We start from the raw sequence: 26,389 nt of genomic DNA, 5'->3' as shown, positions 1-26,389 counted from the left end.
TGGCTGGTGTTACCTTCGCGAAGAACCTCCAGTCTCAAAAGAACGGAGATCGTTGATCGCATCACTGTTTGGGATGCGCGGTCAGTTAAGGGCGAACCCGTAATAGTGCTTGAGTGTCGCTCCGGTGCAAATTTTGCGGTGGGTCCTTCAGGATGCACAAACTGGGCGCCAACCGGCGTCGTCTGGAGTGCCGCGAGCGAGCGCGCCGCGTTGGCGCCTAGTTCATGGGTGACACTCGGAGGAGGCCATCGCTCGCGTGATGAGCGGTTTAGAGATTTTCAGTGCGACGATCGTGACGCTGCATGACTTTGATTGGCGCATTCAACTTCGTGCGTCTAAGCTGTCAGAGCCTAGGCGGGAACATGGCGTGAAGGTCGAGATCTCCACTGGGAACTGAGGACTCACGCATGGCGTCCACCATTCCTGCTGCCCATAACTGCCTCTGATCCACTCGACTGGGTCGAATTTTGTAGCGGTCGGCTTTGCACCGCGAGCCACGCTTATCCTGATGGCAGCCATCGCTGAGCGGCAGCAAGCTGCCGACACAACATCTCGGGCAAGCATTAGCATCGGGCGATGACGACACAGGTCCATGATTCACTGCAACACTGTGGCGAACAGCATGTCCTGTTGGCGTGCAGCGATTGCCAACCGTTTTCTCCCGCCGACGCGGGATACCGCCCATTCATGACAAGCACGGCCTGTTGGCGGGGGTACATCGCCCAGTACCAAGTCGTCGATGGCCAACTAAAGTTGCATGATCTGTCCCTTAACCATCGCCCCAGAGTGGTACCAGGCCCGCGTCGCTTGGAACCACCCAGCCTCAATGGCGTGCAAGCGGTCCGTGAAGACGAAATGTTCTTCTGCGACTGGGGTTTCTCGAACGTCAATCTGCCGCTTGGCTACACCGGCGGCGTGGTGATCGGCCGAGACTTCATCGATGATCTGTCGACGCACCGGGGATTCGACCCGGTCTGGGAGTACCGACGCGTTCAAGAGCTGGTGTTTGACAAGGGGCGTCTGGTTGAGACGAACGATGCAAGTAATGACCTGGATCGCCGGCGAATCGAGTTGAAAAGCCAGGGGGCTTTTGATGATGCCGCGAAGCTCGGCGCGATCGACACGAAGATGATTGAAGGCTTGAGACGAAGCTACTTTCGGTAAGCCGGATCCGGGGTGCTACGCCGAATTATGGGGAATTATGTTGAGGCCCAAGAAGGACTTACGAAGCCCGCTCCGCTTTTCCGCGCGCGAGCACCGCAAGGATCTGTTTTAGCTTGACCGGTCATGGGCATTGCCCGCGCGAGACTGCGCAATCGCCTTCACCGACTGCGCGGGGTGGCGACGACGCTTCCGCAGTCGTCGCAGACCCCCACGAGGATGTTCTTGGCGATGCCTTGGCCATCGCTGAACCGAACATCGCGCAGAAGGATTGTCGTGTGAACGATATCCAAGCAGTGGTAGCAGTAGGCTCTGCTCTTGTCGCCTGCAGTGAAGACCTTCATCGCGCTCACTTTTGATGGGTGCTGCTCGCGGCAACCTGGATGGTCGGGTCCGGATGCCTCGGTTGCCGTGCAAGACCACCGGCGCCCTCTGTCGTTGTGGACGGCGGCTGCCACGCGTGATCGGCAATGCGCCCATCGATGCGGCTAAGTTGGTTACGCTCCACGATCGGTGCGCGTCTTCGAAGCGACACGTGGGAGTGCGCGCATTGCCGAGTGGTACGTGGATGGCTTGGCACCGCCCTCCTGGTCAAGCTTCCGATGCAGCGCAGTATTGAGAGAGGTGATCGGCGGTGCGACCGAATGTGCCAGGGGTCCAAAATGGAACTTGAAAGTTTCCAGCTCGAGAAACGCGAAACGACCGGTCGGCATCCACCCGCCGGTATCGATGTAGAACACGTTGCCCAGGGCCTTGGGCATTTCCAATGTCGCGTGGCCGTGAACGATCGCGCGCACATTCTTCACCGGTTCGTTCCAGCCGTTCGTCAGCCTGCGCGGCGACCAAAGACATTGGGCGGCAAGGCCATGCAGTTGGTTCATGTAGGACCAGTCGATACATCCGAAGCGTTGCCAGTCCTGCTCGGGATAGTCCGCGTGAACGATGGCGACCGGCCCCGCGCCTGTCTCGACCACCAACGCGCCTGGCAACGCGCTCAGCCTCCTCGCGACCAGCGCTCGCTGAGGTGGGGTAAGCGATTGGACCCAGGCGCCACCATGCGCCTGGTGGTTGACGCCATTGAAGGCCTGTCCCATGACCGAAAGCCAAGCCATGACGTCGTGGTTCCCCACGCAACTCGCAACCCACGATTCTCCGAGCAGCTCCACCATCTCCATCGATTCCGAGCCACGGTCGACGAGATCTCCGGTCAGGAACAACCGATCTTTCCCAATGTCGAATCCGATGTACTCGAGCGACCGCATCAGCACGCTGAAGCAGCCATGGGTGTCGCCACACGCAAAGTCGCGGCCCTGTGTATTGCGGTCGAAGTGGATGACAGGTGTGACGGCAAGCTTCGTCCCGGGAGCCGTCGACAATGAAGGTGGCATCAATTCAGCCTCCGTTGCATCTCCGCCCAGACTGCGTGCGTGACATCCGATACAGGCATCGGAAGCGCCGCATGCACGGCGGAGATCAGAATGTGGGCGCTCGCGAGCGAATCCCCTGGCGGTTCATCGCACAGATACCGGCGGCCCGACACTGTCACAAGAAGACGTTGGACATAGTCAATCGCCTGGACCTCAGTGGTCAGGCGCACTTGCTTGTGTTGAAACCTCAGTCCGAGCAGATAGAGCTTGCCATCGCTCGCACTGATCACACGCCATTCGCGCAGCCGCACAACAGGCTGCTCATTCACGGAAGGCGCACGTTGAGAGGGGATCATCACCTACCTGAGGTCACCGTTTTCCGACGCCGAATGGCAGAGCGACACAAACCGGCGCGATGACCACATTTGGGCCGTTGCGGAAGCTGTTTTCTGCGCACATGTGGAAACTCATCTGCCCATTCTCGGGCGATATGTCAGCAGACCCAAATCAGCGCCGAGGGATTTATGCGATTCGATGGAATGCTGATACCTCCCACACCATCGTGCCAAGAATTCACATGAAGTGTGGCCCGTAACCGGTTCTTGTAGAAGCTCCCGGTCGCCACGGAAAATTTCGCAGTAACCACTTACTGCACTTGGTTATGTACGCCCTCGGCGCCCAAATGAAAACAGGGAAGCTGGCTCAAGCAGTCACTCGCCGCCTGCTTCTGAGCTATGTGTCTTGCTCCACTCGCGATGAACCATCGCTACAACCTTCTGTGGTGTTTGATCGACAGCTTGCGCGATTGAGAAGATCAAACTCAAGCTGGGCTGCCTGGATCCCGCTTCAAGTCGACTGACAGATGTTCGATCGATACCAGAGATCAACGCGAGCTCTTCTTGGCTGAGCCCATGGGCTTGCCGCAGTTGCTTCAGGACTGCTGAGAAAGCTGTGGTTATCCCTTCATCGCGCGATTTCGTCATACGCTTGACCGTAACCAAGGCGAGGCTTATAGTCCACGGCGTTTAGTCACCGGCTTTTAGTCACATATATTTTTGTTTTTCCGAAAGAGCAGATGACGGTTGTTCCTAACGGAGAGCCTGGAGATTGCTTATCTTCAGCCACTTTAAGGTGCGGTATATCCGAAGCCGCCCATGGCTGACCGGTCGGTGATGCAGCGATACAGCTCCAATCAGGAGTAGCCGATGTGCCTCTGGGGCGGAAGATGCCAGAGGCAGCAGCCAAAACCGGCTGTGCGCGCTCTCGGTCAATGCGTCCCGCACTGACTATCACGAGGGTCGATCCTTATCCTTTTTAGGATAGAAGCAAGATCACGAGCGGGTATCAAGTGCCCATCGGCCTGCCCCCATCACTGGTCGTGCCGCAAATGCACTGAAAGGGCCTTTCAACGCGTCACGCATCAAACGTGGAATGACCTCGCCCTGTCCTGAAAAGCCCCCTACGGCCGGTTTGAGTAAGGTGAAGCATGGCGGTGAATGTGCAGTATGAACTCGTTTGCGTCGACAGCGCTCAAAGTGAAGAGGACGTCGCTCTCGGTATCTTTTTCCCGCTCGAAGCTGTCACCACGGATGAGTTGGAAAAAGCGCATCGGGTTGCTTTTGCGCTGCTGGACTATCGGCCCACGGACCGCGCTGAGCACCTGTATGCGGGCAGATGTGGGTAAGCGCGCGGCAAACCCATCTTGACAAGGGGTTGCGGGGGCTAGCCTAGCGGCTGCCAGCGATGCGGCAACAGTTCATGTACCAAGCTGGCCCGTTGGGTTGGCAGGCGCGTCAGCACATCTTTGAGATAAGCGTATGGGTCATGCCCATTGAGCCGGGCGCTTTGAATCAGGCTCATCATAGCTGCGCTGCGTTGACCCGCCCGTAGCGAACCGGCGAACAGCCAGTTGTTGCGGCCGATGGCAATCGGTCGGATTTGGTTCTCGATGTGGTTGTTGTCGACGGGCAATTGCCCATCATCCACGAAGCGGGTCAGCGCCTGCCACCGCCGCAGGCTGTAGTCCAGCGCTTTGGCTGTTGCCGGTAAGCGCGCAGCAAACCCATCTTGACGAGGTAGTGCAGTCGCAGGCTATGTCTGCGGTTGCCAGCGATGCGGCAACAGTTCATGAACCAAGCTGGCCCGTTGGGTTGGCAGGCGCGTCAGCACATCTTTGAGATACGCGTACGGGTCATGCCCGTTGAGCCGAGCGCTTTGAATCAGGCTCATCACAGCGGCACCACGCTGACCCGCCCGTAGCGAACCGGCGAACAACCAGTTGTTGCGCCCGATGGCTATCGGTCGGATTTGGTTCTCGATGTGGTTGTTGTCGACGGGCAGTTGCCCGTCATCCACGAAGCGGGTCAGCGCCTGCCACCGCCGCAGGCTGTAGTCCAGCGCTTTGGCTGTTGCCGTGCCATCCGTGACCTTCTGCCGGGTCAACAGCAGCCACGCGTGCAACGCATCGAGCAGCGGTTTTGAGTGTTCCTGACGTCCACGTTGGCGTTCTTCGGCGCTGCATGCTTTGAGCTCTCGCTCAATCTCATAGACCTGTGCAATGTGCTCCAACGCGCGCTGCGCCACCGGGCTCTTGGTCGCCGTGTGCAGGTCAAAGAATTTGCGCCGGGCATGGGCGAGGCAACCGACCTCGGTGACGCCCTGCACCATGAGCTGTTTGTAGCCACTGAAGTCGTCACATACAAGGCTGCCACGCCAGGTGCCCAAGAAGGCTTTGGCGTTCTCCCCGGCGCGTGATGCACAGAAGTCATACACCACCGCCTTGGTGTCTTCGAACGCACCGGCGGCGTACGCCCACAGGTAGGCGCGGTGGGTCTTGCCGTGTCCTGGTTGGAGCATCTGCACCGGCGTCTCATCGGCGTGCACCACCCGGTGCGTCAGGATGTCTGCTTTCAAGGCGTCGACCAGCGGCTGGAGCTGCACCCCACAACTGCCCACCCAAGCACCCAGTGTGGAGCGTGGAATGGCCAACCCGGCCCGGCCAAAGATGGCCTCCTGGCGGTACAGCGGTAAGTGGTCGGCGAACTTGGCCACCAGCACCTGGGCCAACAATCCAGTGGTCGGGATGCCTTTGTCGATGACGTGTGCCGCCACGGGGGCCTGCACCAGAGTCTCACACTGGGCGCAAGCCCATTTTCCCCGCACGTGGCGCTCAACACTGAAGACACCTGGCTGGTAGTCCAGCTTCTCGGCCACGTCCTCCCCAATGCGTTGCATCTGACAGCCGCAACGGCAGGTGGTGACGTCTGGCTCGTGGCGGATGTCGATGCGTGGCAGGTGCGCAGGCAACGGTTGGCGCTTGGGCTGGTCTTTGACGCGCGCCGGGATAGGTTCGGTATTGAGCTCGGCCATCTCGTCATGAACGGCCTGCGTGTCCTCATCCAGCGTTTCTTCCAGCAGGCTGCGTTGCTCGGCGCTGAAGCGCTCGGACTGCGCCGCAAACTTCAGCCGCTTGAGCAGCGCGTTCTCATGCGTGAGCTTGTCGATGGTGGCTTGTTTGAAGGAGACAGTTTGACGCAGCGACTGCACCATCTCACGCAGTTCGTCTGCGTTCAGATGGGAGAGCGTGTCGGTGGCGACGTCCATGAGGCAGAGTCTGCCAAACCAAGCCCTACCCAGCTATCGGCACATCTCCCGATTGATGGTCACCGCCACGTCACGCGTCAGATGAGGGTGATGACGCCAGCCTCACCGAGACGCTGCCACGGTAGGCCCAGCACGAGGGCGTCGAGTTGCTCACGTTGAAGAGATTGCTGCGCCGTGCCGCCCGGTGAGGGCCAATGGAAGCGGCCTTGGTGCAACCGGCGTGCGGCCAGCCAGATGCCCATGCCGTCGTGCACCAGAACCTTCAAACGCGTGCCGCGCTTGTTGGCAAACAGGTAGGCCGTGTGCGGGTGTGCCGCACCGAACACCGCCACCACCCGCGCCAAAGCCGTCTCAGTGCCCGCTCGCATGTCCATGGGCGTGATGGCCAGCCACACGGCATCGATGCGAATCACTTGAGCACCGCCGCCGCCCACTGCGCAAAATCGGCCGCTGCATGTATGGGCCAAGTGACGGTCATGGACAGGGGCCCCTTGCGCAGTTCGACCTTGAGCTCGACCGGGACGGCCTCAGTGGTGGAGTTGGACAGGCGCAGGGGGATGAACTCTGTAAGCGTCTGGCCATCCCACGTTGACGCGATCGATCTGCCGTGATCTCGTTGTTCAGCGAGTCGGGGTCCACCGATGTGGCAGCAATTCGTCGATGCGATGGTTCGGATGCATCGGCAACCGTTCGAGCACGTCCTTGAGGTAGACCCAAGGATCATGACCATGTAGCTTGGCCGAGTGCAGGAGGCTCATGACGACTGCAGCACGCTGACCGGCGAGCTCGCTGCCCGCGAACAGCCATGCCTTTCTTCCCATGGCCCACGGACGGATCAGGTTCTCGCAATGATTGTTGTCGATGCTCACGTCACCGTCTTCCAGGAAGTGGCCGAGCGCCTTCCAGCGATTGAGGCTGTAGTCGAGCGCTGCGGCTGCGCCGCCACCATCAGGCACCTTGCGGCGTTCAGCAATCATCCAGGCATGTAGGGCGTTCCAGAGCGGCCGGCTGCGCTCGCCTCGAGCCTCCAGACGTTCACCCGTCGTGACCGTGGCAACTTCGTGCTCAATGCGATAGAGGGCAGCGATGCGCTGCAATGCCGGTGCAGCGATCGCACTTGCGCCAGCCTTGAGCAGTTCGTCGAACCTTCGTCTGGCGTGTGCCATGCAGCCCGCTTCGACGCGATCCTCCAGTTTGAAGACCACGTCGTAGGCACCGTAGTCGTCGCAGGTGAGCGTGCCGCTCCACCCACGTAGGAAGGCGACCGGATGCCGCGCCGCCCGGCTGACGCAGAAGTCGTAGACCACGCCCGGGATCTTGTCGAACACACCTCGCGCGTAGGCCCACACATAGGCCTTGCGCGTCTTGCCAGCGCCGGGGTCGAGCAGACTGACGGGCGTCTCGTCGGCGTGCAGCACTCGCGTGCCAAGGATGAATGCGCGATGTGCGTCATACAGCGGCGCGAGTGCTGCACCGGCTGCTCCGCTCCAACTTGCCAGCGTCGCGCGCGGCGTCACGACGCCCGATCGCGCGTTGATCTGCTCCAGTCGGTAGTAAGGCAGGTGGTCGATGAAGCGGCCGACGAGCGTGTGGGCGACCAAGCCTGCGGTTGGCATGCCTTTGTCGATGATCTGCGGATCCACTGGCTCTTGCACCAACGTCTGGCAACACCGGCACGCCCACTTGCCGCGGATGTGACGGTGCACGAAGAACTCGGCCGGGATCACGTCCAGTCGCTCACTCACGTCCTCGCCCACGCGAGTCATAGGCTGGCCGCAGCCGCAGGTGGTATCGGCCGGCTCGTGATGGTGGTCGACCCGGCGCAGGTGATCGGGCAAGGGCTTGCGGCGCGGTTGCGTCTTCGGCCTGGACGAGGGTGCTCCAACGGCCGACGTGTCATGACCTTGCAGCGCAGCGAGTTGGGCGGCCAGGTCGGCTTCGTCCTCGGCAGCCGTGGTCTCGAACATCTGCCGCTGCTCGGCGTTTAGTCGCTCGGTATGGGCGCCGAACTTCCACGCCTTCAACCGCGCGAGTTCGAACGTGATCTTCTCGAGCTTGGCGTCCTTGAAGCGGATCGTCTTCGCATCGCGCTCGGCCTGCACAGTGCGAACCTTGAGCTCGGCCAGCAAGCGCGTGGCCAGCTCGGTGACGACGCCAGGGCTCAGACCTTGAAGGTCCTCGGCCTGGAGCGAGGAGAGATCGACCATGAGCGCCAATTGTGCTGAGAGCACTGGCGCTCGCCATCAGAACAACCTCGAATTGCCGAAGCCCTCAGCATCACATCACACATAGGCGATGCGCTGCATTTCTTCAAGCCGCGCCCATGGCAGCCCGATGATGAGCGCGTCGAACTGCGGCTGCGTGAGCGCTACGCCGTTGGCCGCGGTCTGTGCCGTCCACAGGAAGCGGCCCTGATGCAGCCGTCGAGCAGCGCACCAGACCCCGAAGCCATCGTTGACCAGCAGCTTGAGTCTCGTGCCGCGGGCATTAGCGAAGATGTAGCCATGATGCGCCTGGGCAGCACCGAACACGGCCACGACGAGCGCAAGAAGCCGGCCTGGCCCAGCGCGCATGTCCACTGCCTCCGTAGCGAGCCACATCGCGTCGATGCGGATCATCGCAGCAGCTCGCGCATCCAGGCCGCGCACTCGGACGCCGCGCCTACCGGCCACGTCACGCTGATCGCCATCGCGCCGCGACGAAGTTCTACGCGGATCTCCGACAGCGGCGGGCTGGGTGGCAGGGATGCCGGAACAAATGGCGGAGGTAGCGCCAGCTTCGGCGACGCCGTCTCAACGGCGCGGTCCTCCTGGACAGGCACGCGATCACGCGCGCCACTTGCATCGAAGATCCAGCGTCGCGCGAGGTTGGCGTTCACCCCGTGGGCCATCGAGACTGCCGCGATGGATACGCCCGGCTGGCTGCAGGCAGCAACGACCTGTACCTTGAATTCATCGCTGTGCTTGCGCCGTCGGCGGCCAATCAGGATGCTCGGTTCAGAGATAGTGTTCACGAGTCCACGGAGAAGTTAAGTGGACTGGAGGCTCCTATGTCCTCGGCTTCGAATCAAGATGGGATGGCTGTTCGCTTACTGAACTCTGGCATCGAAGGTGATGGTGTCGGCGCGATGGGCTGGTGGCATCCAGTGCGCTCATGCTCCTTGAGCCAGCGATGCAGCACGTTGGCGTTCATGCCATGACTGCTGGCCAAGGCCGCGATGGAAGTTCCGGGTTGCAGGCAAGCGGCAACTAGTTCTGCCTTGAAGGCCGGGGCGTAAGTCCGATGGGTGCGTCGAGCCGCGTATCTCGCAATGTCTGAGTCTTTGAGCATGGTGTGCACGATGGTTACGTGCACACGATGTTGCGAGACGGAGAGAGTCACCTCAAGATGGGTTCACTGGGTGCTTACAGATGTGGCGCGAAGATAGTGATGGGAGAAACCACGGCCGACGTAGCCACCGCGGAATTTAATTTGGCGAAACTCGACGTGAAATCGATCGGAGCGATCGCAGAAATCGCGGCCGAGATGCGATGCAAACTCGTACCTCGCTGTGGCGGGCCGGCTCTGGTCCCCACCACTGCGGCCTTGCTGCTCGACCTGGCACGCCGTGCGGCTCAAAATGTATGTCCGTCTAGCACGACGTTGTTCGATGATGCCTGCGCCAAGAAGCCCGGGCTCAGAGATTCTGAATTGGTGTGGAACCTGGAGAGGATGTCGATTGACCAAGCCAAGTATGCCTCTCAATGATCGCTACCGGCCGACCGAGCTTTACAAAAATGCCTCGAGTTGCACCGGATCGGAGTGCACAAAATCCCGTGGGAGCCACTATTGTTTCCTTGCGTTCAAGAAACGCTTGGTCCGCGGTACCACAGTAGGCTGCCGCAGCACGGCCTGGCCTTGCTGCGTGATAAGGCTTCGTCGACCATGGAATGGAGGTCGCTTTGTTGATCGCACTGGGAGATTCTGAACGTGCTCGAACCTTGCGGCAATCATCGCCGTTTGCGGGGATCCTGACCGAGGTGGAGCGCGTCGCATTTCTGAATGCCTGGGGATCTGTCGCACGAGCCGCTGCAACAAATACCGGGCTCATCAACTCAGCGGCTCGCACCGTTTCTGCAATTTCCTCCAGATGCGGCGTTTTCCAGAAACTCTGAGAGGCTCATGGTGCAGGGCGCGCATGGTTTGGTTCTGATCCGCACCGGCCGCTCGCCACGGTGAACCCAGAGCGTTGTATCTCCGCTGTTGAGATTTTCCCGCGCGAGTGCCCTCAACCCCTCGCAAAGGCATTCGAAGAAATCGATTTCTGACGGCATGGCTAGCTCCGCGGATCCACGGCGCAAGTCCGCACTAGGCCGAACGCGGAATCGACGCAATGGTCCCAATGCGACTCATCCGCGATATGGCGCCGGATGTCGTCCCCGGTATCTGGCACGCACCAGGCATCAATCTCAAATGCCGAAGGGAAATGCCGGAGGGTCCGGCGTACTGCGTCACACCACTCATCCTGCTTGTCTCTCGAAATCGCCGAATCGACGAGCAGTTCCCGCACCATGTGCATAGCGCATGCGAGTTCGAGTGGTACAGGCATATCGGGTTGCTTCAGAAAATCTACCCAGCGTTGCGACGTGGGGTAAACAGTCAATGCTTTTTTCGCGATATCACGCATGAGAGGCGCTACTGAGCGGTCGATTTCGAGTATCTCAGACAGTTCGCGCCCGAATCGAAGCGCACGCATACGTTCAGAAGGTGTTGTCATAGTAGTGGGCTTTCATCAATACACAGCGTCTGATCAACTGTTCGGACGACCTTACGCCTCTCAGCCGGCGCTGTCCGGAAAAACCACACCAGCCAATATCTTCCCAGACGTGTGCGGTCGATGCTGTATTGAGCACCGTTCCGAAGCGGACGCGCGTTGCCACCGGACGGCTCCACGGTCACCAGCGGTTGTGCCAGGGTAGCATGCCCCTGGAAGGCGAAGAGCAGCACCAAGGTCAGCAGCAGCGCGGAAATCGAATACGGCCCCAGCTTGCTCACGGCGGCCTGGAAACGCGCCTTACCACCGGCCAGCAAGGCCTTGCGAATGAGCTGCGACACGACCACCGGCACCACGATGCAGGCCGACCGAGATGAGCAAGGTACGCGGAAATACGCACTCCGCGCTCCCGGCGATATATTCGTTTTCACCGGACCTCGTCGATCAACGCCCCAAGACCATCGGCCAAAGCCGAGTTTGGATACCAAGCCATACCTGGAAAGTGATTTACAGCCCTGGGGAAAATCGTGCTTGGGCGTATTGGAGGACCAATCCCGGAGGCAAGCACAGCCTTCAACCGATCAGCTACCAAGTATTCCAGCAGCGATCTGGCATCACCCTCCTTCGAACCGATACGCCAGCAGGTTCTCAGCTGGGCAGCGGTGATTGACGACGTCCATCGATGATAGGGAAGGTCAAGACAAAAGACGTTTCATCGATAGGCCGATGGAATGAAGACACACTGCCGCCGTGGGAAATCATGATTGAACGCACGATGGCCAAGCCCAAGCCGTTCCCACCATCCATTCTCGCCCGTGCCGAATCAACGCGGTAGAAGCGATCAAAGATTCTTTTTAAGTGCTCGTCGGCGATGGCTTCACCATGATTCATCACGGTCAACGTCACATTTCTTTCGTCAGTCGAGATGTTGATCGCGATCGTCGTATTCTCGTAAGCATGCCTGATGGCATTCGTCAACAAGTTGGATATCGCTCGTTCCAGCAGAAGGAAATCCCCCATCACCTCAGCATTACCGTGGACTTCTACGGATACGTTTCGCTCCTCCGCAACGATGGCAAGGTAGCTTGCGACTTTCTGGGTCGCCAGCGTTAGATCGACAGATTGGAAAGCAGTTGGCTTATCTACGCGCTCCGTGCGAGCGATAAACAACATGTCGGAAATAAGGCGAGACAGACGCTCAAGTTCATCAACATTACCCTCGATCACTTCTCGAAGTTCTGCGATGGTGCGCGTATGCGAAAGTGCGACCTGTGATCGACCAAGCAGGGTGGAGACCGGTGTGCGCATTTCGTGTGCGAGGTCACCTGAAAACTCCTGCAGGCGCTGATAGCCTTCATGCACCCGCTCAAGCATGCTGTTGAACTCTGTGGCGAGTTCCGTCAATTCTGCGGGCAATCCGGCAGAAGAGACACGGTGACCCAGCGATTGGGTACCCACAGATGCGGCCAACCGATGGAATCTGTGAAGAGGCGCCAAGCCGGTTTTTGTGATGATCCAGCTCCCCAAAGCAACGATCAATAGGAGCACAGGTAATCCTGCCATCGTCGATCGGATGAAGTCGCGAAGCAGCTGTGCGTCGCGCTCGCGATCAAGGGACAGATAGACCCTCACTTCCTGACCATTGCGCAGTCGGCTCGTTCCCTTGAAGGAATCCAATCTTGCCCCAGTCGCTGAAAACCATGTACCGGTTGAATTTTCTTGGACATCTTTCAAAGCTGCCAAAGACTGGTCCGCCAAAGGTGAGAAACTAGCCAGAACTTGGCCAGTGTCTGTCCTCACTACTGCAAGGTGAAGATCCCCATGGCCGGTGAGTAAATCGCCGAATCGGTGGTTATCTGGTCCGATATCTTCAATTGCGGGAACTTCGGACAAGGCGTGCAGCACCAGATCCCGCTTTCCTTCGATTTCAGTGCGGGAACGGGTATCCAGCTGCGTTGACAATGCAACACACCCAAGCAGGATGGCGCCACTGGCAGTAATCAAGCCGAACAAGGCCGAAGCAAATGCGGTCCGTAGCGCAAACGACATTGGTGCTGTCAACCGAAAAAATCGAAACTGCTTCACGCCGTCATTCCCTTGCGCGGTGCTCCATCACGTAGCCCACACCTCTTACTGTGTGAATCAATTTTTCCTCGAATGGGTCGTCGATCTTGGCTCTTAGCCGCCGCATGGCAACCTCCACCACGTTGGTGTCGGAATCGAAGTGAATGTCCCAAACCAAAGAAGCGATCTGTGTGCGTGAAAGGACTTCGCCCGTCTTTTGAGCCAGGAGACTCAGCAAAGCAAACTCTTTCGCTGAAAGATCGATCCGCTGACCGGCTCGGGTGGCGCGGTGCCGTATCGGATCTATAAGAAGATCAGTTACTCGCAAAGTTTGAGCAGGCACCTGCGATTGCCCGCGCTTGAGCAATGCTCGCACGCGGGCTAGCAGCTCTGGGAACTGAAAAGGCTTGACGAGGTAATCGTCGGCACCCATGTCGAACCCCCTCACCTTGTCATCAACATTCTCTCGAGCGGTAAGCATCAGCACAGGTATTTGCCTGAACGTACGCAACGCGGACAGCACGGCAAAACCATCGATGCCTGGAAGCATCACGTCCAAGATTACCAAATCGTGGTCGCCATTAGCAGCCGCATGCAAGCCATCGGTGCCGTTGTAGGCTACCTCGACCGCATAGCTGCTTTCCGTCAGTCCCTGACGTAAATACTCAGCTGCCCGTGGTTCATCTTCGATCACCAGAATTTTCAAGAGACCTCCGCAAGCGTTGACTTAGGTGGGGCCAATGCCGCACGTGAGGCATTTTGGCGCATATGCCAGATCGCGGGATTGGGTGTAGGCGAACATCTCAAATCTGTAATGTACGGGTCATGCCTCTGTGCGCGTGGCATCTCTACATTCACTACCAGTGATGCAAAAAGCGCGTCACTGGCCCCAAAAAATTTGGGGATTTCGCAAAATATCTTATGGATTTCAAATGAACTTTCGTACAGCAATCGTGTCTTTCGCCCTTCTCGCCCCGGCCTTGTCTGCTTTTGCAGTGGATCAAGCAGACATCGAGAAGTCGGTCCAACTCAAGGACGGCAGTACCGTGCATATGTTCAAGGACGGCAAGATGGCGATGGAAAGCAAGTTCGGCCGGGCTTACCGGATGAAGGAAGGTGAGAGCATGCAAGCCGCTGATGGCAGCATCATCACGATGAAAGGTGACGAAGTAGCGCGCCTTTCCAGCGCCCTTCAAGCACACTACGGCGGTGGGAACAAGTAAACTGTCGCAATTTGCGCACTGACCCCACGTATCGCTAGAATTCCTGTCCACATGCGACTCCTCTCGTCATTTTTGCTATGGCTCGTGATGCTGGCGATTCCTGTTCAGGGATTCGCTGCCGCATCAATGCTGTACTGCGGGATGGGCGCGGAGCATCACGCTGTGCAGGTTCAGACGATGCCAGAGTCAGCTCAAATGGCTCAGCCCACCGTTCACATGGACCACGGTGGTGGTGCCATGGATGACGAGGCCATGATGATGGTGATCAACGCACAAGTTGATCAGCCCGATCACATGTCGGCCAAATTACCCGATGCCACGCACAAGTGTGGCATCTGCGCTGCTTGCTGCAATCTCATCGGTATTGCAGAGGTGCCCTCACTGATGGCATTCGCCATTTCTCCCCCCGCGCAGTATCTGGAGCCCTTGGCCCAGTCCTACGCCGCGCCGTCAAGCCTTCTCGAGAGACCGCCCCGCTCCTGACGCACCCTACCGACAGGGCCTGATGGCCTGAGTGGTTCGAGGTGCCTTTTCATTGCCCGCCTTAAAGCGTCCCGTTGCGGGTTGCTTTCTGTGCGCCGTCCCATGAATTGCAAGGAATTCCATGATCAATCCTTTATTGGCTGCCGGCATGGTGCTGTGCGCTGCCGTCCCAGCCACCGCTGGAGCGCAGAACACGCCCCTTCCAGCTCTCCCCGCTTCACAAGCAAAGGCAGCAACGCCGGACACCTACCGTTCCGCTTTTGAGGGCTACAAGCCCTACACCGAAGAAACCGTTGGCGATTGGAAGGCCATCAACGCGACGACCGCCAAGATTGGCGGATGGCGTGTCTACGCCAAGGAGGCCCGTGAACCCCAGGTTCCCAATACCACCGTCGACCCAGGCAAGGGCATTGCGCCCGCTGAACCCGCCAAACCTTGACTGGATCACCATGAAAAGCTTTTTTAAATTGGGCGCGGTCGCGATGGCGACCTTTGTCCTGGCCGGATGCGCTTCGGTCAACTTCGACCAAACCCTCGCCGATACGAGCAGCAGCGTGGGAACCTTTACCGGTGGCAAGCTTGAGCTGAGCCGCACTAAACAGCAGACGCAGGCGCGGAACAAACTTACAGCAGACCTGTTGGCGCAGCCACTCGGAATGAACGAAGCGGTTCAGCTGTCGTTGGCCAACAGTCCATCGTTGCAAGCCTTGCTGGCCCAAAGCTGGGCCGAAATGGCGCAGGCCGAGCAGTCTGGCAGGTTGGCAAATCCCGTGTTTACCTTCGAGCGCATGCGTTTTGTTGACGAACTGGAGATCGGTCGGCTGCTGTCGTTCGGCTTGCTGGATCTCCTGACGCTCCCGCGACGCCAGGCCATCGCGCAAGGCCAGGTCGCACAGGCGAAGATCCAGCTCAGCGCGTCCGTGGTCGAACAGGTCACTCAGGTACGTCAAGCCTGGGTGCGTGCGGTCGCAACTCAGCAAACGCTGCAATACGCACAACAGGTCAACGCGGCAGCACAGGCAGGTGCCGAATTGGCGCGCCGTATGCAACAGGCTGGCAATTTCAACAAGTTGCAGCGTGCCAAGGAACAAAATTTCTACGCTGAAGCTGCAGCGCAACTGGCAGCTGCTCAACACGCTTCAACGGCCGCACGGGAAGAGTTGGTTAGGCAGTTGGGGCTGACGGATGCGCAGGTCGAACAGCTGAAGTTGCCTGAACGTTTGCCTGATCTCCCGAAAACGCCAATCCAAGCCAGCGTCCTCACGGCGAGCGCAAAAGAGCAGCGCCTGGACGTGCAACTGGCCAAGCATCAGTTGGATGTTGCCGGCAAATCGCAAGGTTTGAATCTTCTCACCAGCTTGCTGGATGTCGAGCTCGGCATTCGCCGCGACACGGTGTTTGACAACGGTGCCGGTACCTCCGCAGTCCGCAAAGGTTACGAGTTGGACGTGCGGCTGCCCATCTTCGACTGGGGAACGTCGCAGCGCGCAGCCATGAATGCGCAATCGCTCGCCGCGGCCAACCGGTACGAGAGCACCGTGCGCGGTGCCTCTTCCCAGCTTCGCGAGAGCTACTCAGCCTACCGGACCGCCTACGACGTCGCGCGTCACTACCGCGATGAGATCGTTCCTTTGCGCAAGACTATGGGTGAGGAAACCATGCTTCGCTACAACGGCATGCTCATCGGCGTGTTCGAGTTGCTGGCAGACACCCGAGAGCAGATCTCGAGTGTTTCCGCAGCGATCAACGCCTATCAACAGTTCTGGCTTGCGGATGCCGCCCTTGCTGCGTCCGTGACCGGAAAGCCCACCTCTGCAGGCGCGATGTCGGTCTCGAGCGCCGCAACTGCTGGCGCCGAAGGCGGCCACTGAGCCGACCTCAATCAAATACGGAAAACATATGACGAACAGAAGAAATTTCCTGACCGGCGCCGGCGCAATCACTACGGCGGTAGCTGCAGCTTCCGTCAGCCGAGTGGCGATGGCGGCTCTGCCCGAGCCGGTGTTGCAGACAAAGCCCGACACCATGGATCCCTTGGTTCCCAACACGGGACGACCCTACAACCCAGTGGTCACGCTCAACGGATGGACGCTGCCTTGGCGGATGAACAACGGTGTCAAGGAGTTCCACCTAGTGGCCGAACCTGTGGTGCGTGAGATGGCGCCGGGTTTCAAGGCCCATCTTTGGGGCTACAACGGCCAGTCTCCTGGACCGACCATCGAAGTGGTCGAAGGCGACCGGGTGCGCATCTTCGTGACCAACAAGTTGCCCGAACACACCAGCGTTCACTGGCACGGCCAACGGCTTCCCAATGGCATGGACGGTGTCTCCGGTTTGAACCAACCGGCGATTCCATCAGGCAAAACCTTCGTCTACGAATTCGTAGCCCGTCGCCCAGGCACTTTCATGTACCACCCGCATGCCGACGAGATGACGCAGATGGCGATGGGCATGATGGGTTTCTGGATCACGCATCCAAAGGCCAAACATCCACTAATCGACGAGGTCAACCGCGATTTCGTGTTCTTGCTGAACGCCTATGACATTGATCCGGGTGCCTATACGCCCAAGATCATGACCATGCTCGACTTCAACCTGTGGAGCTGGAACAGCCGCGTGTTCCCGGGCATCGATCCGCTGGTCGTCCGCAAGAACGACAAGGTACGCATCCGTATTGGCAACTTGACGATGACGAACCACCCGATCCATCTGCACGGTCACGAGTTCCTTGTGACCGGTACCGATGGCGGGCCGACACCAAAATCGACACGCTGGTACGAGGTCACTACCGACGTGGCAGTCGGGCAAATGCGGCAGATCGAGTTCCTGGCTGACGAAGAAGGCGACTGGGCGTTCCACTGCCACAAGAGCCACCACACCATGAATGCGATGGGCCATGAAGTGCCGACCATGATCGGCGTGGACCACCGAAAGGTTGCACGCGACATCACCAATGTGATCCCCGACTACATGGTGATGGGTGAGCGTGGCATGGCCGACATGGCGGAGATGGAGATGCCACTGCCTGACAACACCGCGCCCATGATGACCGGGACCGGCCCCTTCGGTTCCGTTGAAATGGGCGGCATGTTTTCCGTGGTCAAGGTTCGCAAGGACCAGAAAGCCGGTGATTACAAGGATCCTGGTTGGTACAAGCACCGACCCGGAGAGGTCGCCTACGAATGGACGGGGGCCCTGCCAAACCCTGCCCGCTTTGCCGCGGAAGGAGGTAAGTCCATGCCGGTACAGAACATGCCGGCCAAAGAAGTTGAAGTCCAGGTACGCAAGCCCATGGGCAACATGAAGCACTGAGTCAGTTTTTTTACACCCACAGAAAGGTTATTTTTATGAAAGCAATTCACCTCCTCATCGCAGTCCCAGCCATCCTTTTGGGGATGAGCGCCATGGCCTCGGGCAACCACGCAGGCGGCCACGGCGATGATGCCATCGGTAAACCCGGCGTCGCATCCAAAGTGACCCGTACCGTGAACGTCGACATGACCGACGACATGAAGTTTCACTCATCCCTCATCGACGTGAAGCAAGGCGAGACCATCAAGTTCGTCGCCAAGAACTCCGGCAAGGTCAAGCACGAGATGGTGCTGGGGACAGAGAAAGACTTGCAGGACCATTACGAGGTCATGAAGAAAAACCCTGAGATGGAACATGCGGACGCCAATATGGTCACCGTGGCTCCGGGCAAGACTGGGGAGATCATTTGGCAATTCACCAAGTCCGGCAAAGTTGATTTCGCCTGCTTGCAGCCTGGCCACTACGACGCCGGCATGAAGGGGCTGGTCAACGTCTCCAAGAAGTAGGTCGCGAACCTCAGCACCTGCGTTTACCACCAGCAGACGAGGTGCCACCTTTGCTTCTGACAATTTCGTCAAGTGACAATTTTTAAGGACAAGTCATTATGAAAAAGCTCAACACGTTGATGATCCTTGCTGCAGCTCTGGTTGCCGCAGTCCCAGCATTTGCCGCCACGCCCGCGGGGACACCAATGGTGATGGCCGAAGGCGCCGCCGCAGGTGACATGGTCGATGGCGAAATTCGCAAGGTCGACATGGAAGCCAAGAAGATCACCATCAAGCACGGCGACATCAAGAACCTGGACATGCCTGGTATGACGATGGTGTTCCAGGTGAAGGACCCGGCCATGCTCGACAAGGTCAAGGCAGGCGACAAGGTCAAGTTCAAGGCTGAAAAGGCCGGTGGCGCGATCGTGGTGACCGAGATCGCTCCTGCAAAGTAAAGCATCGGCGTAGGCTGTGGACGGGTTGTAGTCCGAGCTGCTCCAAATGCGGCAGCGACTTGCCCTTTAAGGCAGGTCGCTTTTGTCTTTTCCAACTCCAAGGGCGATATGGACCATCCACACCATGAGCACAGCAGCGGCCCCTCGAAGACACGGGGCGGAGCGATTCCCGTTAAAGCGGAACCCACCACTGTTGACACGCCGACCTTGAAGGATCCGGTGTGCGGCATGGCAGTGACGGAGCAGTCGCCGCATCAGCTCGAACATGGAGGGCTAAGCTATTTTTTCTGTAGCACCCGGTGCCAAACCAAGTTTGTTTCAGAGCCTGAGCGCTACTTGAAATCGTCCTCGACCACGGCCAGGCCGCCAGTGGCCCAGGTCGAGCAGACTGGCAAGGTCTACACCTGCCCTATGCATCCAGAGATTCGCCAGGACCATCCCGGCAATTGCCCCAAGTGCGGGATGGCACTGGAGCCGGAAATGCCGGCGCTTGATGATGACGAAAATCCAGAACTGAAAGACTTTACAAGACGGTTTTGGTGGACCCTTCCCCTCACGGTTGTTGTGACGGTTTTGGCCATGTTCGGACATCAGCTTGGATTTCTGGAAATGGCAACACAAAGCTGGGTGGAGCTTTGTCTTTCTCTTCCAATCGTTCTATGGGCGGGTTGGCCATTTTTTTTGCGAGGTTGGGAGTCGGTGGTCAATCGCAGTCCCAACATGTGGACCTTGATCAGTCTAGGCACCTCCGCCGCGTTCATCTATAGCGTCATTGCCACGGTCAAACCTTCGGTATTTCCGACCAGTTTTGTGTCCATGGGGCGGGTGGCGGTCTACTTCGAAGCCGCGGCCGTGATCATTTCCTTGACGCTGCTGGGGCAACTTCTTGAACTCAAGGCACGTTCACAGACGTCAGCGGCGATCAAATCCTTGCTAGGCCTGGCACCTAAAACCGCCCGGCGCATTGCGGCGGACGGCACCGAAGAAGATGTGCCTTTGACGCATGTTCACGAGGCCGACCTGCTCAGGGTACGGCCTGGCGAAAAAGTGCCCGTGGATGGAGTGGTGATCGAAGGTAGCAGCGCCGTCGACGAATCCATGCTCACCGGCGAACCCTTGCCTGTGACAAAACGGCCGGGAGACAAACTCATCGGTGCAACCCTGAACACGTCGGGGGCACTCGTCATGCGGGCTGAGCACGTAGGGGCATCCAGTGTTCTTTCTCAAATCGTCCAATTGGTTGCGCAAGCCCAGCGATCCAGGGCGCCGATGCAACGCATGGCGGATCACGTCGCGGGCTACTTTGTCATGGCCGTTGTCGTAGCGGCATTGCTAACCTTGGTACTTTGGGGTTGGCTTGGACCACAGCCAAGTTGGGTTTACGGCCTCATCAACGCGGTTTCCGTGCTCATCATTGCCTGCCCTTGCGCACTGGGTCTGGCCACACCGATGTCCATCATGGTGGCCACAGGAAGGGGGGCAACGCAAGGTGTTTTGTTTCGGGATGCTGCAGCCATCGAAAATTTGCGCAAGGTCGATGTTTTGATCGTGGATAAGACAGGGACTTTGACCGAAGGAAGGCCAACGTTCAACAGAGCCGTTCCCGCAGAAGGCATCACCGAGCAAGAGGTTTTAAGGCTGGCTGCCAGTATGGACCAAGGGAGTGAACACCCCTTGGCTCAGGCGATTGTCAGCGCTGCACATCAGCAGGGTTTGACGCTTGCAAAAGTTGACGCCTTCGATTCGATCACCGGCATCGGGGTACGCGGCCTCGTTGAATCGCGCACCTTGCTGCTTGGGAACACAGCGCTGATGTCTCAGGAGGGTGTTGTCATCGATCCCAGCGTGACGGCGAGCGCTGAAGCATTGCGTGTCGAGGGGGCCAGCGTCATGCTGCTTGCCGCAGACGGAAAGTTCACGGGTTTGCTCGCCGTGTCCGATCCGATTAAAGCGAGTACCCAAGAGGCGCTCCAGGCGTTGCGTGCTGCGGGTATTCAGATTGTCATGGCCACTGGCGATGGCGTCACGACGGCCCGGGCAGTGGGGCAAACACTTGGTATTGACGAGGTTCACGGCGAGGTCAAGCCGGCTGACAAACTAGAACTGGTGCGAAGCCTGCAGGCCCAGGGACGCATTGTGGCCATGGCAGGTGATGGCATCAACGATGCCCCGGCGTTGGCGAAGGCGGATGTGGGTATCGCCATGGGTACCGGCACCGATGTCGCCATGAACAGCGCGCAGGTGACACTGGTGAAGGGAGACCTTCGCGGTATCGCCACCGCCCGCGACTTGTCGGAATCAACCGTCGCGAACATGAAGCAGAACTTGGGCTTCGCGTTTTTTTACAACGCGTTGGGGATACCCTTGGCCGCAGGTCTGCTTTATCCCTTCACCGGCTGGCTTCTGTCCCCCATGATCGCGGCTTTGGCCATGAGCCTGAGTTCCGCCTCCGTGATCACCAACGCCTTGCGCTTGCGCCGCACTAAATGACGCTCCTTAAAGATCACTGGCGTTTTGCCTGGTTTCGACGCTGGCTCATCTCTACCGTGGTCATCGGAGCCATGACGTCAGGGGTGCATGCGGCCCCCAACCAGGTCTACCTGGACGACATGACGTGGACCGAAGCCCGGGATGCCGTTCGATCCGGTGCGACCACTGTCATTGTCCCGGTCGGTGGCACCGAGCAGAGCGGCCCTCACATGGCGCTTGGCAAGCACAACGTCAGGGTGCACGTTCTGGCGGGTCAGATCGCGGAAAAACTCGGTAACACCTTGGTTGCTCCCGTTGTCGCTTATGTGCCGGAAGGCATCATTGGTTCGCATTCCGGACACATGAGGTTCACAGGCACGATCTCGATACCAGCGGATGCCTTCACGGCCGTGCTTTCCGGCGCTGCCCGCAGCCTAAAGCAACATGGGTTTCTGGATGTCGTGTTCGTTGGGGACCATGGCGGCTATCAGAGTCTGCTGCAACAGACAGCAGACCGCTTAAACCGCGAATGGACTGGCTCGAAGACCCGCGCCCACTACGTGGCGGACTACTACCGGGCAGCAGACAACGGCTTCTCGCAGGCGTTGCGTGCCAAGGGTTTTACAAGCGCTCAAATTGGGGCACATGCTGGGCTCGCGGACACATCGCTGATGCTCGCCGTCGATCCGAATCTTGTCAGGATGGACAAGCTTAGCGGCTTCTCGACTCCTGAGTCTGTCACCGGAATCTCAGGAGACCCCAAGGCATCGAGTGCGGTGATCGGAAAAATTGGCACTGAGCTGATCATTGAGTCGAGCGTCAGGGCCATTCAGGAAGCCGTCGATCGACGACGCTAAATCATTCGCTTGATCATCCATTGAAATTCATGCATACGATGAAATACCTCAACTCATCGGCACTACCAGCCGTCGCTCTTTCCGTACTCTCTGCCGTATCCGTGGCGACCGGTTACGCACAAACTACCAAAGAAGGCGTGCCTGAAAGTCGAGCCTTGCCTGCGACGAAAGATCGTCCTAACGTCTACAGTGAGACCACTGCGGGGCGACTCTCTCCTGCCGTCAATGGCGCTCTGAACCGAATTTATGTCCCAAACCGCTCTGCTGGCACTGTCTCAGTGATTGACCCCACCACGCTGAAGGTAGTGGACACGTTGAAAGTAGGCGTGGATCCACAGCACATCGTGCCTTCATGGGATCTCCAGACACTTTGGGTTGCCAATAATGCTGAAGGTCGATCCGACGGAAGCTTGACACCCATCAACCCCCGCACAGGAAAAACCGGAACATCAATTCCGGTCGATGATCCCTACAACCTCTACTGGACGATAGACGGCCGCTATGCCATCGTGGTGGCCGAAGCCTTCAAGCGGCTCGACTTTCGGGATCCTCTCACGATGAAGCTGGCTTTCTCAATTGAAACCCCGCTGTGCGAAGGCATCAACCACGCCGACTTCTCTGCAGAGGGCGACCAGGCGGTGTTCACTTGCGAGTTCGGTGGTGCCATCACAAAGATCGACATCGGTAAACGCAAGGTCGTACAGACCCTCAAACTCAGTGCTTACTTCGACCGCCCGCAGGTGCTTGCCTTGTTGACCGATTCGGGCAAAACATTCATGCAGATCCCTGACCCTGAGAACCCCACGCTGAAGATCAGCACGGCACAAGGCATGCCACAAGATATTCGAGTCTCGCCAGATGGAAAGACCCTCTTTGTTGCCGACATGGTGGCTGGCGGTCTGCACGTGGTTGACTTCGATTCATTTCGACAGGTCGGGTTCATCACCACGGGGGTCGGTGCACACGGCCTTTATCCCAGTCGCGATGGCAAGCACCTCTATGTTGCCAACCGAGGCACCAACCGAATTCGTGGAAAGCCAGGTGGCAAAGGCAGTGTGTCGGTCGTCGACTTTGCCAAGCGCGAAGTGCTGGCGACTTGGAAGGTGCCTGGCGGTGGGAGTCCCGACATGGGCAATGTGAGCGCAGACGGAAAATACCTTTGGCTATCGGGCCGTTACGACAACGTGGTGTACCGATTTCAGACCTCCACCGGTTCGGTCGACAAGGTGAACGTGGGCAAAGAGCCACATGGACTGACAGTCTGGCCTCAACCCGGCCGGTACTCCCTGGGGCACACTGGAAACATGCGCTGAGTCAGCGATCCGAAAATGTGCCCAGATTGTCGGATAACCCGCTTCTGTCAGCGCCTACGCAAACGTGGTGCGATCTGCTGCGGACTGAACGCTGACCTTTTTGGTGGGTAAGTCGACCTCAACCAATGCACCAGGGTCGATCTGTTTGACGGTTTTGGTTACGTTGCCGACACAGTGGCCGCAGCTCATGTTCTTGACTTCGAATTCGATCATGGAAACTCCTTGATTTTGGAAATTCAAACTCTAAACCTTGTCCTTGTGGGAGAGTCAACTGTCATTCCGTTCCAGCTCATTTCAAGTACGACCGGCTTTGTTGCACCAAGCGCCCGCCCCGCGCTGGTAGGCTGAGCTGATGGAGCAAGACAAGCCGAAGCAGGGCAAGTACAAGACGACGAACTGGGCGAGCTACAACACTGCACTGAAGGCGCGGGGCTCGCTGACGGTGTGGCTGGATCGGGACATGCGATGGCTGGCCGAGCCCACCGGCAAACGAGGTTGCCAGCCGATCTTCTCGGACGCAGCGATCCAGTTCTGCCTGAGCGTCAAATGCCTGTTTGGTCTGCCGCTGCGGCAAAGCCTGGGCCTGGTGCAAAGCCTGCTGCAACTCGCCCAACTCGACTGGCCGGTGCCTGACTTCAGCACCGTGTGTCGGCGACAGGCCCGGCTGCAAGTGCAGCTGAGCTACCGGCCCAGCAGCGCGCCGTTGAACCTGCTGGTGGATAGCACCGGCATCAAGTTCGTCGGCGAAGGAGAATGGAAGCGCAAGAAGCACGGTGCCGAGTACAGGCGGCAGTGGCGCAAGGTTCACCTGGGCATCGACGAGCAGACGCTGGAGATCCGGGCCATCGAGGTGACGGACAACACTGTGGGCGATGCGCCCATGCTGGCCGAGCTGCTCAAGCAGATTCCTGCGGACGAAGCGCTGGCCAACGTGAGCGCTGACGGCGCCTACGACACCAAGGGCTGCCATGCCGCGATTGCCGAGCGGGGCGCGATGGCGGTGATCCCGCCGCGCAAGAACGCGCAAGTCTGGAAGGGCGCGGGGGTGGGGGCGCAAGTGCGCAACGCGGCCGTAGCGGCATGCAAGCGCCTGGGCCGCACGATCTGGAAGTGCTGGAGCGGCTACCACCGGCGTAGCCTGGTGGAGACCAAGATGCACTGCTTCAAGCGCCTGGGCGAGCGGGTGATGGCCCGCAGCTTCGCGCGTCAGGTCGTGGAGCTGCATGTGCGCGCGGCGCTGCTCAACCGCTTCACCCAACTGTGCACTCCCGCCACGGTCGCCGTGGCATGAGTGCGTCTGGGGTAGGGGTTATTGCGGCTGATCGTCAATTTGCGCAACAAAGCCAGTACGACCGCATGGCGCCAATCACGACATCCCACCCTTTGCCTATCGACAAGGCCGAACTCGCCAAGATGCTCCATGAGATGGCATCCCAGCGTTCCGAACAGTCTATGACGTTGCATTTTCCGTCATCTATGCTCCGTACTTATTCAAGAACAAGGCGATCGGCAGAACCGCGTCCTCGCTCACGTCCAAAGTCTGATCTGGTTCGTTTCAGCGAGGAACACTGTTCACTTCGCATTAATTCTTGTAATGTTTTTGCAATGCCTGATTCAGTCGGGCAACTTCGTCACCGACCATAGTGATGGATTTGCCATCGGCCGTTTCCATGACCGTGCTGTGGTTCAAGTGAGAGGCTCGCCCGTATTTGTCTTCCATGGCCATTTTTCCATCGCTGAACTCGTGCAATACGGCGCCACCTTTCAAAGGTGTGGATTTGACGATACCGCTCGAATCGAGAGCGAAGGCGGACAATGCAGGGAGAGAGAGGGCCAGGACAATGATCGATTTGCGAATGGACATGATGGGTATCTCCTTGGGTAGTACGTGATGCCCCAGTTTGTGTGGAGCAGTGACGCAAGTGCTGCATCACTGGTAGTAAATGTAGATATTGAGCACCGTGCCCTGACTGACCAAAACATTACAAGTTTGATACCCAGGCTGGGGGTGGCTTCATAGATTCCATTACCGAACTCCACTGGAAGCCGCATTTGGCAATGCCTACTGTTCGGTCCACCCATTCGGCTGCTGGGGCAGGTCATGGCATCAACGATGCCGCTGCGATTGCACCAGTCGGTACTGAAAGCCTGAGTACGGCTCAATTTAGGCAACCGGCAAAAGTAAGCTCAGCGGATAGTGGAAAATCTAGTACCCCTGCGATCGCCACACTGCCAAAATAGTGCTTGTATCAAACAGGAACTTTTTGTACCGACAGCAATCGGAAACGTTCAGTTACCAGTCATCTGCAGTGCAACTACCGTTCTCATAAGTCCATGCCCTCCCGTCGCCAATCCCGCCTCATCACAGTGTTCATCGCACTGGTGAGCCTGCTGTTCATGCAGCTGGCGGTGGCAGGCTATGCGTGTCCAGGTGTGCAGCAAAAGATCGCAGAAGCTACTGCTATGGCCGAGGCGACGATGCCCTGTGCCGAATCCATGTCCATTAACATGGACGATGCCCAACCCAACCTGTGCCAGGCACATTGCCAGGTGGGGCATCAAACGGCAGACAAGTACGAACTGCCCGCGCCGCTAGACATCAGTGCGGTTCCAGTCAGCTTTTTACTGCCGGATATGGCTTCAGTGCTTGGGGGGGCACCACTGCAGCAGCCCCACTTGAAGCGCACCACGGCACCGCCCGTGGCCATACGATACTGCTGCTTCCGAATTTGATCCTCCAGACGATCTTGCACTGACTGCTTTCAAGCTGGAAGTGCTTTTGTCGTGCTCGTTTGCGGTTGCCGGATCCCCTCCTGCACCGGCGTGCCGGGCCGACATGAA

General features: G+C 58.5%; 29 protein-coding genes and 2 pseudogenes. 15 read left to right on the top strand and 16 right to left on the bottom strand.

Translation table 11 applies throughout. The features are described from left to right. The first annotated feature begins 807 nt into the window (after positions 1 to 807). Entirely contained in the window at positions 808 to 1,164 is a 357-nt protein-coding gene (locus RD110_RS01185) for a hypothetical protein (protein WP_157900027.1), read from the top strand. Between the two features lie 158 nt (positions 1,165 to 1,322). On the opposite strand, the gene RD110_RS01180 is transcribed toward RD110_RS01185, so the two are convergent. The 4 genes from RD110_RS01180 to RD110_RS01165 form a co-directional block, all read right to left on the bottom strand. Then, on the bottom strand, positions 1,323 to 1,505 hold the full coding sequence (locus RD110_RS01180) for a hypothetical protein (RefSeq protein ID WP_076195909.1): 183 nt from the start codon (positions 1,503 to 1,505) through the stop codon (positions 1,323 to 1,325). Between the two features lie 153 nt (positions 1,506 to 1,658). Further along, positions 1,659 to 2,549, bottom strand: coding sequence for a metallophosphoesterase (locus tag RD110_RS01175; RefSeq protein WP_076195907.1), 891 nt, complete (start codon positions 2,547 to 2,549; stop codon positions 1,659 to 1,661). Continuing rightward, positions 2,549 to 2,857: a hypothetical protein gene (locus RD110_RS01170; RefSeq protein WP_157900026.1), complete on the bottom strand. Its 309-nt coding sequence runs from the start codon at positions 2,855 to 2,857 to the stop codon at positions 2,549 to 2,551. Before RD110_RS01170 ends, RD110_RS01175 begins: the two co-directional genes overlap by 1 nt. A 381-nt stretch (positions 2,858 to 3,238) precedes the next feature. Further along, entirely contained in the window at positions 3,239 to 3,511 is a 273-nt protein-coding gene (locus RD110_RS01165) for a helix-turn-helix transcriptional regulator (protein ID WP_076195903.1), read from the bottom strand. Between the two features lie 503 nt (positions 3,512 to 4,014). Here RD110_RS01165 and RD110_RS01160 point away from each other — a divergent pair. After that, a complete protein-coding gene (locus RD110_RS01160) occupies positions 4,015 to 4,212 on the top strand; it encodes a hypothetical protein (RefSeq protein WP_076195901.1) in 198 nt (65 codons plus the stop codon). 38 nt (positions 4,213 to 4,250) lie between these two features. On the opposite strand, the pseudogene RD110_RS01155 reads toward RD110_RS01160, so the two are convergent. The 7 genes and pseudogenes from RD110_RS01155 to RD110_RS01125 form a co-directional block, all read right to left on the bottom strand. Then, positions 4,251 to 4,571, bottom strand: a pseudogene (locus tag RD110_RS01155) (IS66 family transposase); the annotation flags it as partial. Between the two features lie 48 nt (positions 4,572 to 4,619). Beyond that, positions 4,620 to 6,131, bottom strand: a complete 1,512-nt coding sequence (tnpC, locus tag RD110_RS01150) for an IS66 family transposase (protein WP_076195899.1) — start codon at positions 6,129 to 6,131, stop codon at positions 4,620 to 4,622. Positions 6,132 to 6,208: 77 nt separating this feature from the next. Then, on the bottom strand, positions 6,209 to 6,544 hold the full coding sequence (gene tnpB, locus RD110_RS01145; RefSeq protein ID WP_076195897.1) for an IS66 family insertion sequence element accessory protein TnpB: 336 nt from the start codon (positions 6,542 to 6,544) through the stop codon (positions 6,209 to 6,211). Positions 6,545 to 6,751: 207 nt separating this feature from the next. Next, positions 6,752 to 8,338 carry an IS66 family transposase gene (tnpC, locus tag RD110_RS01140; protein ID WP_076195895.1) on the bottom strand — a complete coding sequence of 529 codons (1,587 nt, stop codon included), beginning with the start codon at positions 8,336 to 8,338 and terminating at the stop codon, positions 6,752 to 6,754. Positions 8,339 to 8,413: 75 nt separating this feature from the next. Continuing rightward, a complete protein-coding gene (tnpB, locus tag RD110_RS01135) occupies positions 8,414 to 8,749 on the bottom strand; it encodes an IS66 family insertion sequence element accessory protein TnpB (protein WP_076195893.1) in 336 nt (111 codons plus the stop codon). After that, the gene (locus RD110_RS01130) at positions 8,746 to 9,144 is read right to left on the bottom strand and encodes a transposase (protein WP_083686048.1); all 399 of its coding nucleotides are present in this window, start codon (positions 9,142 to 9,144) and stop codon (positions 8,746 to 8,748) included. The genes tnpB (RD110_RS01135) and RD110_RS01130 overlap by 4 nt, the downstream gene beginning before the upstream one ends. Positions 9,145 to 9,197: 53 nt before the next feature. Then, positions 9,198 to 9,461: a transposase gene (locus tag RD110_RS01125; protein ID WP_157900025.1), complete on the bottom strand. Its 264-nt coding sequence runs from the start codon at positions 9,459 to 9,461 to the stop codon at positions 9,198 to 9,200. Positions 9,462 to 9,560: 99 nt separating this feature from the next. Between RD110_RS01125 and RD110_RS01120 the strand changes: the two genes are divergently transcribed. Then, positions 9,561 to 9,878 carry a hypothetical protein gene (locus RD110_RS01120; protein ID WP_157900024.1) on the top strand — a complete coding sequence of 106 codons (318 nt, stop codon included), beginning with the start codon at positions 9,561 to 9,563 and terminating at the stop codon, positions 9,876 to 9,878. 1,188 nt (positions 9,879 to 11,066) lie between these two features. On the opposite strand, the pseudogene RD110_RS27670 reads toward RD110_RS01120, so the two are convergent. From RD110_RS27670 to RD110_RS01100, 3 genes and pseudogenes are all read right to left on the bottom strand, one after another. After that, positions 11,067 to 11,243: pseudogene (locus RD110_RS27670) on the bottom strand (arsenical-resistance protein); the annotation flags it as partial. 289 nt (positions 11,244 to 11,532) lie between these two features. Then, a complete protein-coding gene (locus tag RD110_RS01105) occupies positions 11,533 to 12,969 on the bottom strand; it encodes a heavy metal sensor histidine kinase (protein WP_239467147.1) in 1,437 nt (478 codons plus the stop codon). Between the two features lie 4 nt (positions 12,970 to 12,973). Next, positions 12,974 to 13,654, bottom strand: a complete 681-nt coding sequence (locus RD110_RS01100) for a heavy metal response regulator transcription factor (RefSeq protein ID WP_076195882.1) — start codon at positions 13,652 to 13,654, stop codon at positions 12,974 to 12,976. 226 nt (positions 13,655 to 13,880) lie between these two features. Here RD110_RS01100 and RD110_RS01095 point away from each other — a divergent pair, with 226 nt between their 5' ends. The 10 genes from RD110_RS01095 (at position 13,881) to RD110_RS01050 (ending at position 23,548) form a co-directional block, all read left to right on the top strand. Continuing rightward, entirely contained in the window at positions 13,881 to 14,171 is a 291-nt protein-coding gene (locus RD110_RS01095; protein ID WP_076195880.1) for a CopK family periplasmic copper-binding protein, read from the top strand. Between the two features lie 51 nt (positions 14,172 to 14,222). Next, positions 14,223 to 14,654, top strand: a complete 432-nt coding sequence (locus tag RD110_RS01090) for a hypothetical protein (protein ID WP_076195878.1) — start codon at positions 14,223 to 14,225, stop codon at positions 14,652 to 14,654. 121 nt (positions 14,655 to 14,775) lie between these two features. Further along, complete coding sequence (locus RD110_RS01085; protein WP_076195876.1) at positions 14,776 to 15,093, top strand: hypothetical protein; 318 nt, start codon at positions 14,776 to 14,778, stop codon at positions 15,091 to 15,093. Positions 15,094 to 15,103: 10 nt separating this feature from the next. Continuing rightward, positions 15,104 to 16,525, top strand: coding sequence for a TolC family protein (locus RD110_RS01080; protein WP_076195874.1), 1,422 nt, complete (start codon positions 15,104 to 15,106; stop codon positions 16,523 to 16,525). Between the two features lie 28 nt (positions 16,526 to 16,553). Then, on the top strand, positions 16,554 to 17,966 hold the full coding sequence (locus RD110_RS01075; protein ID WP_076195873.1) for a multicopper oxidase family protein: 1,413 nt from the start codon (positions 16,554 to 16,556) through the stop codon (positions 17,964 to 17,966). A gap of 35 nt (positions 17,967 to 18,001) precedes the next feature. Further along, on the top strand, positions 18,002 to 18,472 hold the full coding sequence (locus tag RD110_RS01070; RefSeq protein WP_076195871.1) for a cupredoxin domain-containing protein: 471 nt from the start codon (positions 18,002 to 18,004) through the stop codon (positions 18,470 to 18,472). A 98-nt stretch (positions 18,473 to 18,570) separates the two neighbouring features. After that, positions 18,571 to 18,909, top strand: a complete 339-nt coding sequence (locus tag RD110_RS01065; RefSeq protein WP_076195869.1) for a copper-binding protein — start codon at positions 18,571 to 18,573, stop codon at positions 18,907 to 18,909. Between the two features lie 108 nt (positions 18,910 to 19,017). Beyond that, the gene (locus tag RD110_RS01060; RefSeq protein WP_083686047.1) at positions 19,018 to 21,399 is read left to right on the top strand and encodes a heavy metal translocating P-type ATPase; all 2,382 of its coding nucleotides are present in this window, start codon (positions 19,018 to 19,020) and stop codon (positions 21,397 to 21,399) included. Next, positions 21,396 to 22,235, top strand: a complete 840-nt coding sequence (locus RD110_RS01055; RefSeq protein ID WP_239467146.1) for a creatininase family protein — start codon at positions 21,396 to 21,398, stop codon at positions 22,233 to 22,235. Before RD110_RS01060 ends, RD110_RS01055 begins: the two co-directional genes overlap by 4 nt. Positions 22,236 to 22,273: 38 nt before the next feature. Next, on the top strand, positions 22,274 to 23,548 hold the full coding sequence (locus tag RD110_RS01050; RefSeq protein ID WP_076204194.1) for a YncE family protein: 1,275 nt from the start codon (positions 22,274 to 22,276) through the stop codon (positions 23,546 to 23,548). A 54-nt stretch (positions 23,549 to 23,602) separates the two neighbouring features. Here the strand turns inward: RD110_RS01050 and RD110_RS01045 are convergent, their stop codons facing one another. Continuing rightward, positions 23,603 to 23,761 carry a heavy-metal-associated domain-containing protein gene (locus RD110_RS01045; protein WP_076195867.1) on the bottom strand — a complete coding sequence of 53 codons (159 nt, stop codon included), beginning with the start codon at positions 23,759 to 23,761 and terminating at the stop codon, positions 23,603 to 23,605. A 139-nt stretch (positions 23,762 to 23,900) separates the two neighbouring features. Here RD110_RS01045 and RD110_RS01040 point away from each other — a divergent pair, with 139 nt between their 5' ends. Further along, entirely contained in the window at positions 23,901 to 24,839 is a 939-nt protein-coding gene (locus RD110_RS01040) for an IS5 family transposase (RefSeq protein ID WP_076195865.1), read from the top strand. 291 nt (positions 24,840 to 25,130) lie between these two features. On the opposite strand, the gene RD110_RS01035 is transcribed toward RD110_RS01040, so the two are convergent. Beyond that, complete coding sequence (locus tag RD110_RS01035) at positions 25,131 to 25,412, bottom strand: CopK family periplasmic copper-binding protein (RefSeq protein ID WP_076195863.1); 282 nt, start codon at positions 25,410 to 25,412, stop codon at positions 25,131 to 25,133. 470 nt (positions 25,413 to 25,882) lie between these two features. Here RD110_RS01035 and RD110_RS01030 point away from each other — a divergent pair, with 470 nt between their 5' ends. Continuing rightward, positions 25,883 to 26,281 (top strand): hypothetical protein, encoded by a 399-nt coding sequence (locus RD110_RS01030; RefSeq protein WP_076195860.1) that lies wholly within the window; start codon positions 25,883 to 25,885, stop codon positions 26,279 to 26,281. The last annotated feature ends 108 nt before the right edge of the window (positions 26,282 to 26,389 follow it).

Source organism: Rhodoferax koreense (assembly GCF_001955695.1).
In the GTDB taxonomy this organism is placed as follows: Bacteria; Pseudomonadota; Gammaproteobacteria; order Burkholderiales; family Burkholderiaceae_C; genus Rhodoferax_B; species Rhodoferax_B koreensis.
The sequence above is the reverse complement of the archived record's forward strand: the minus strand, read 5'-3'. Positions and strand labels throughout refer to the sequence as shown.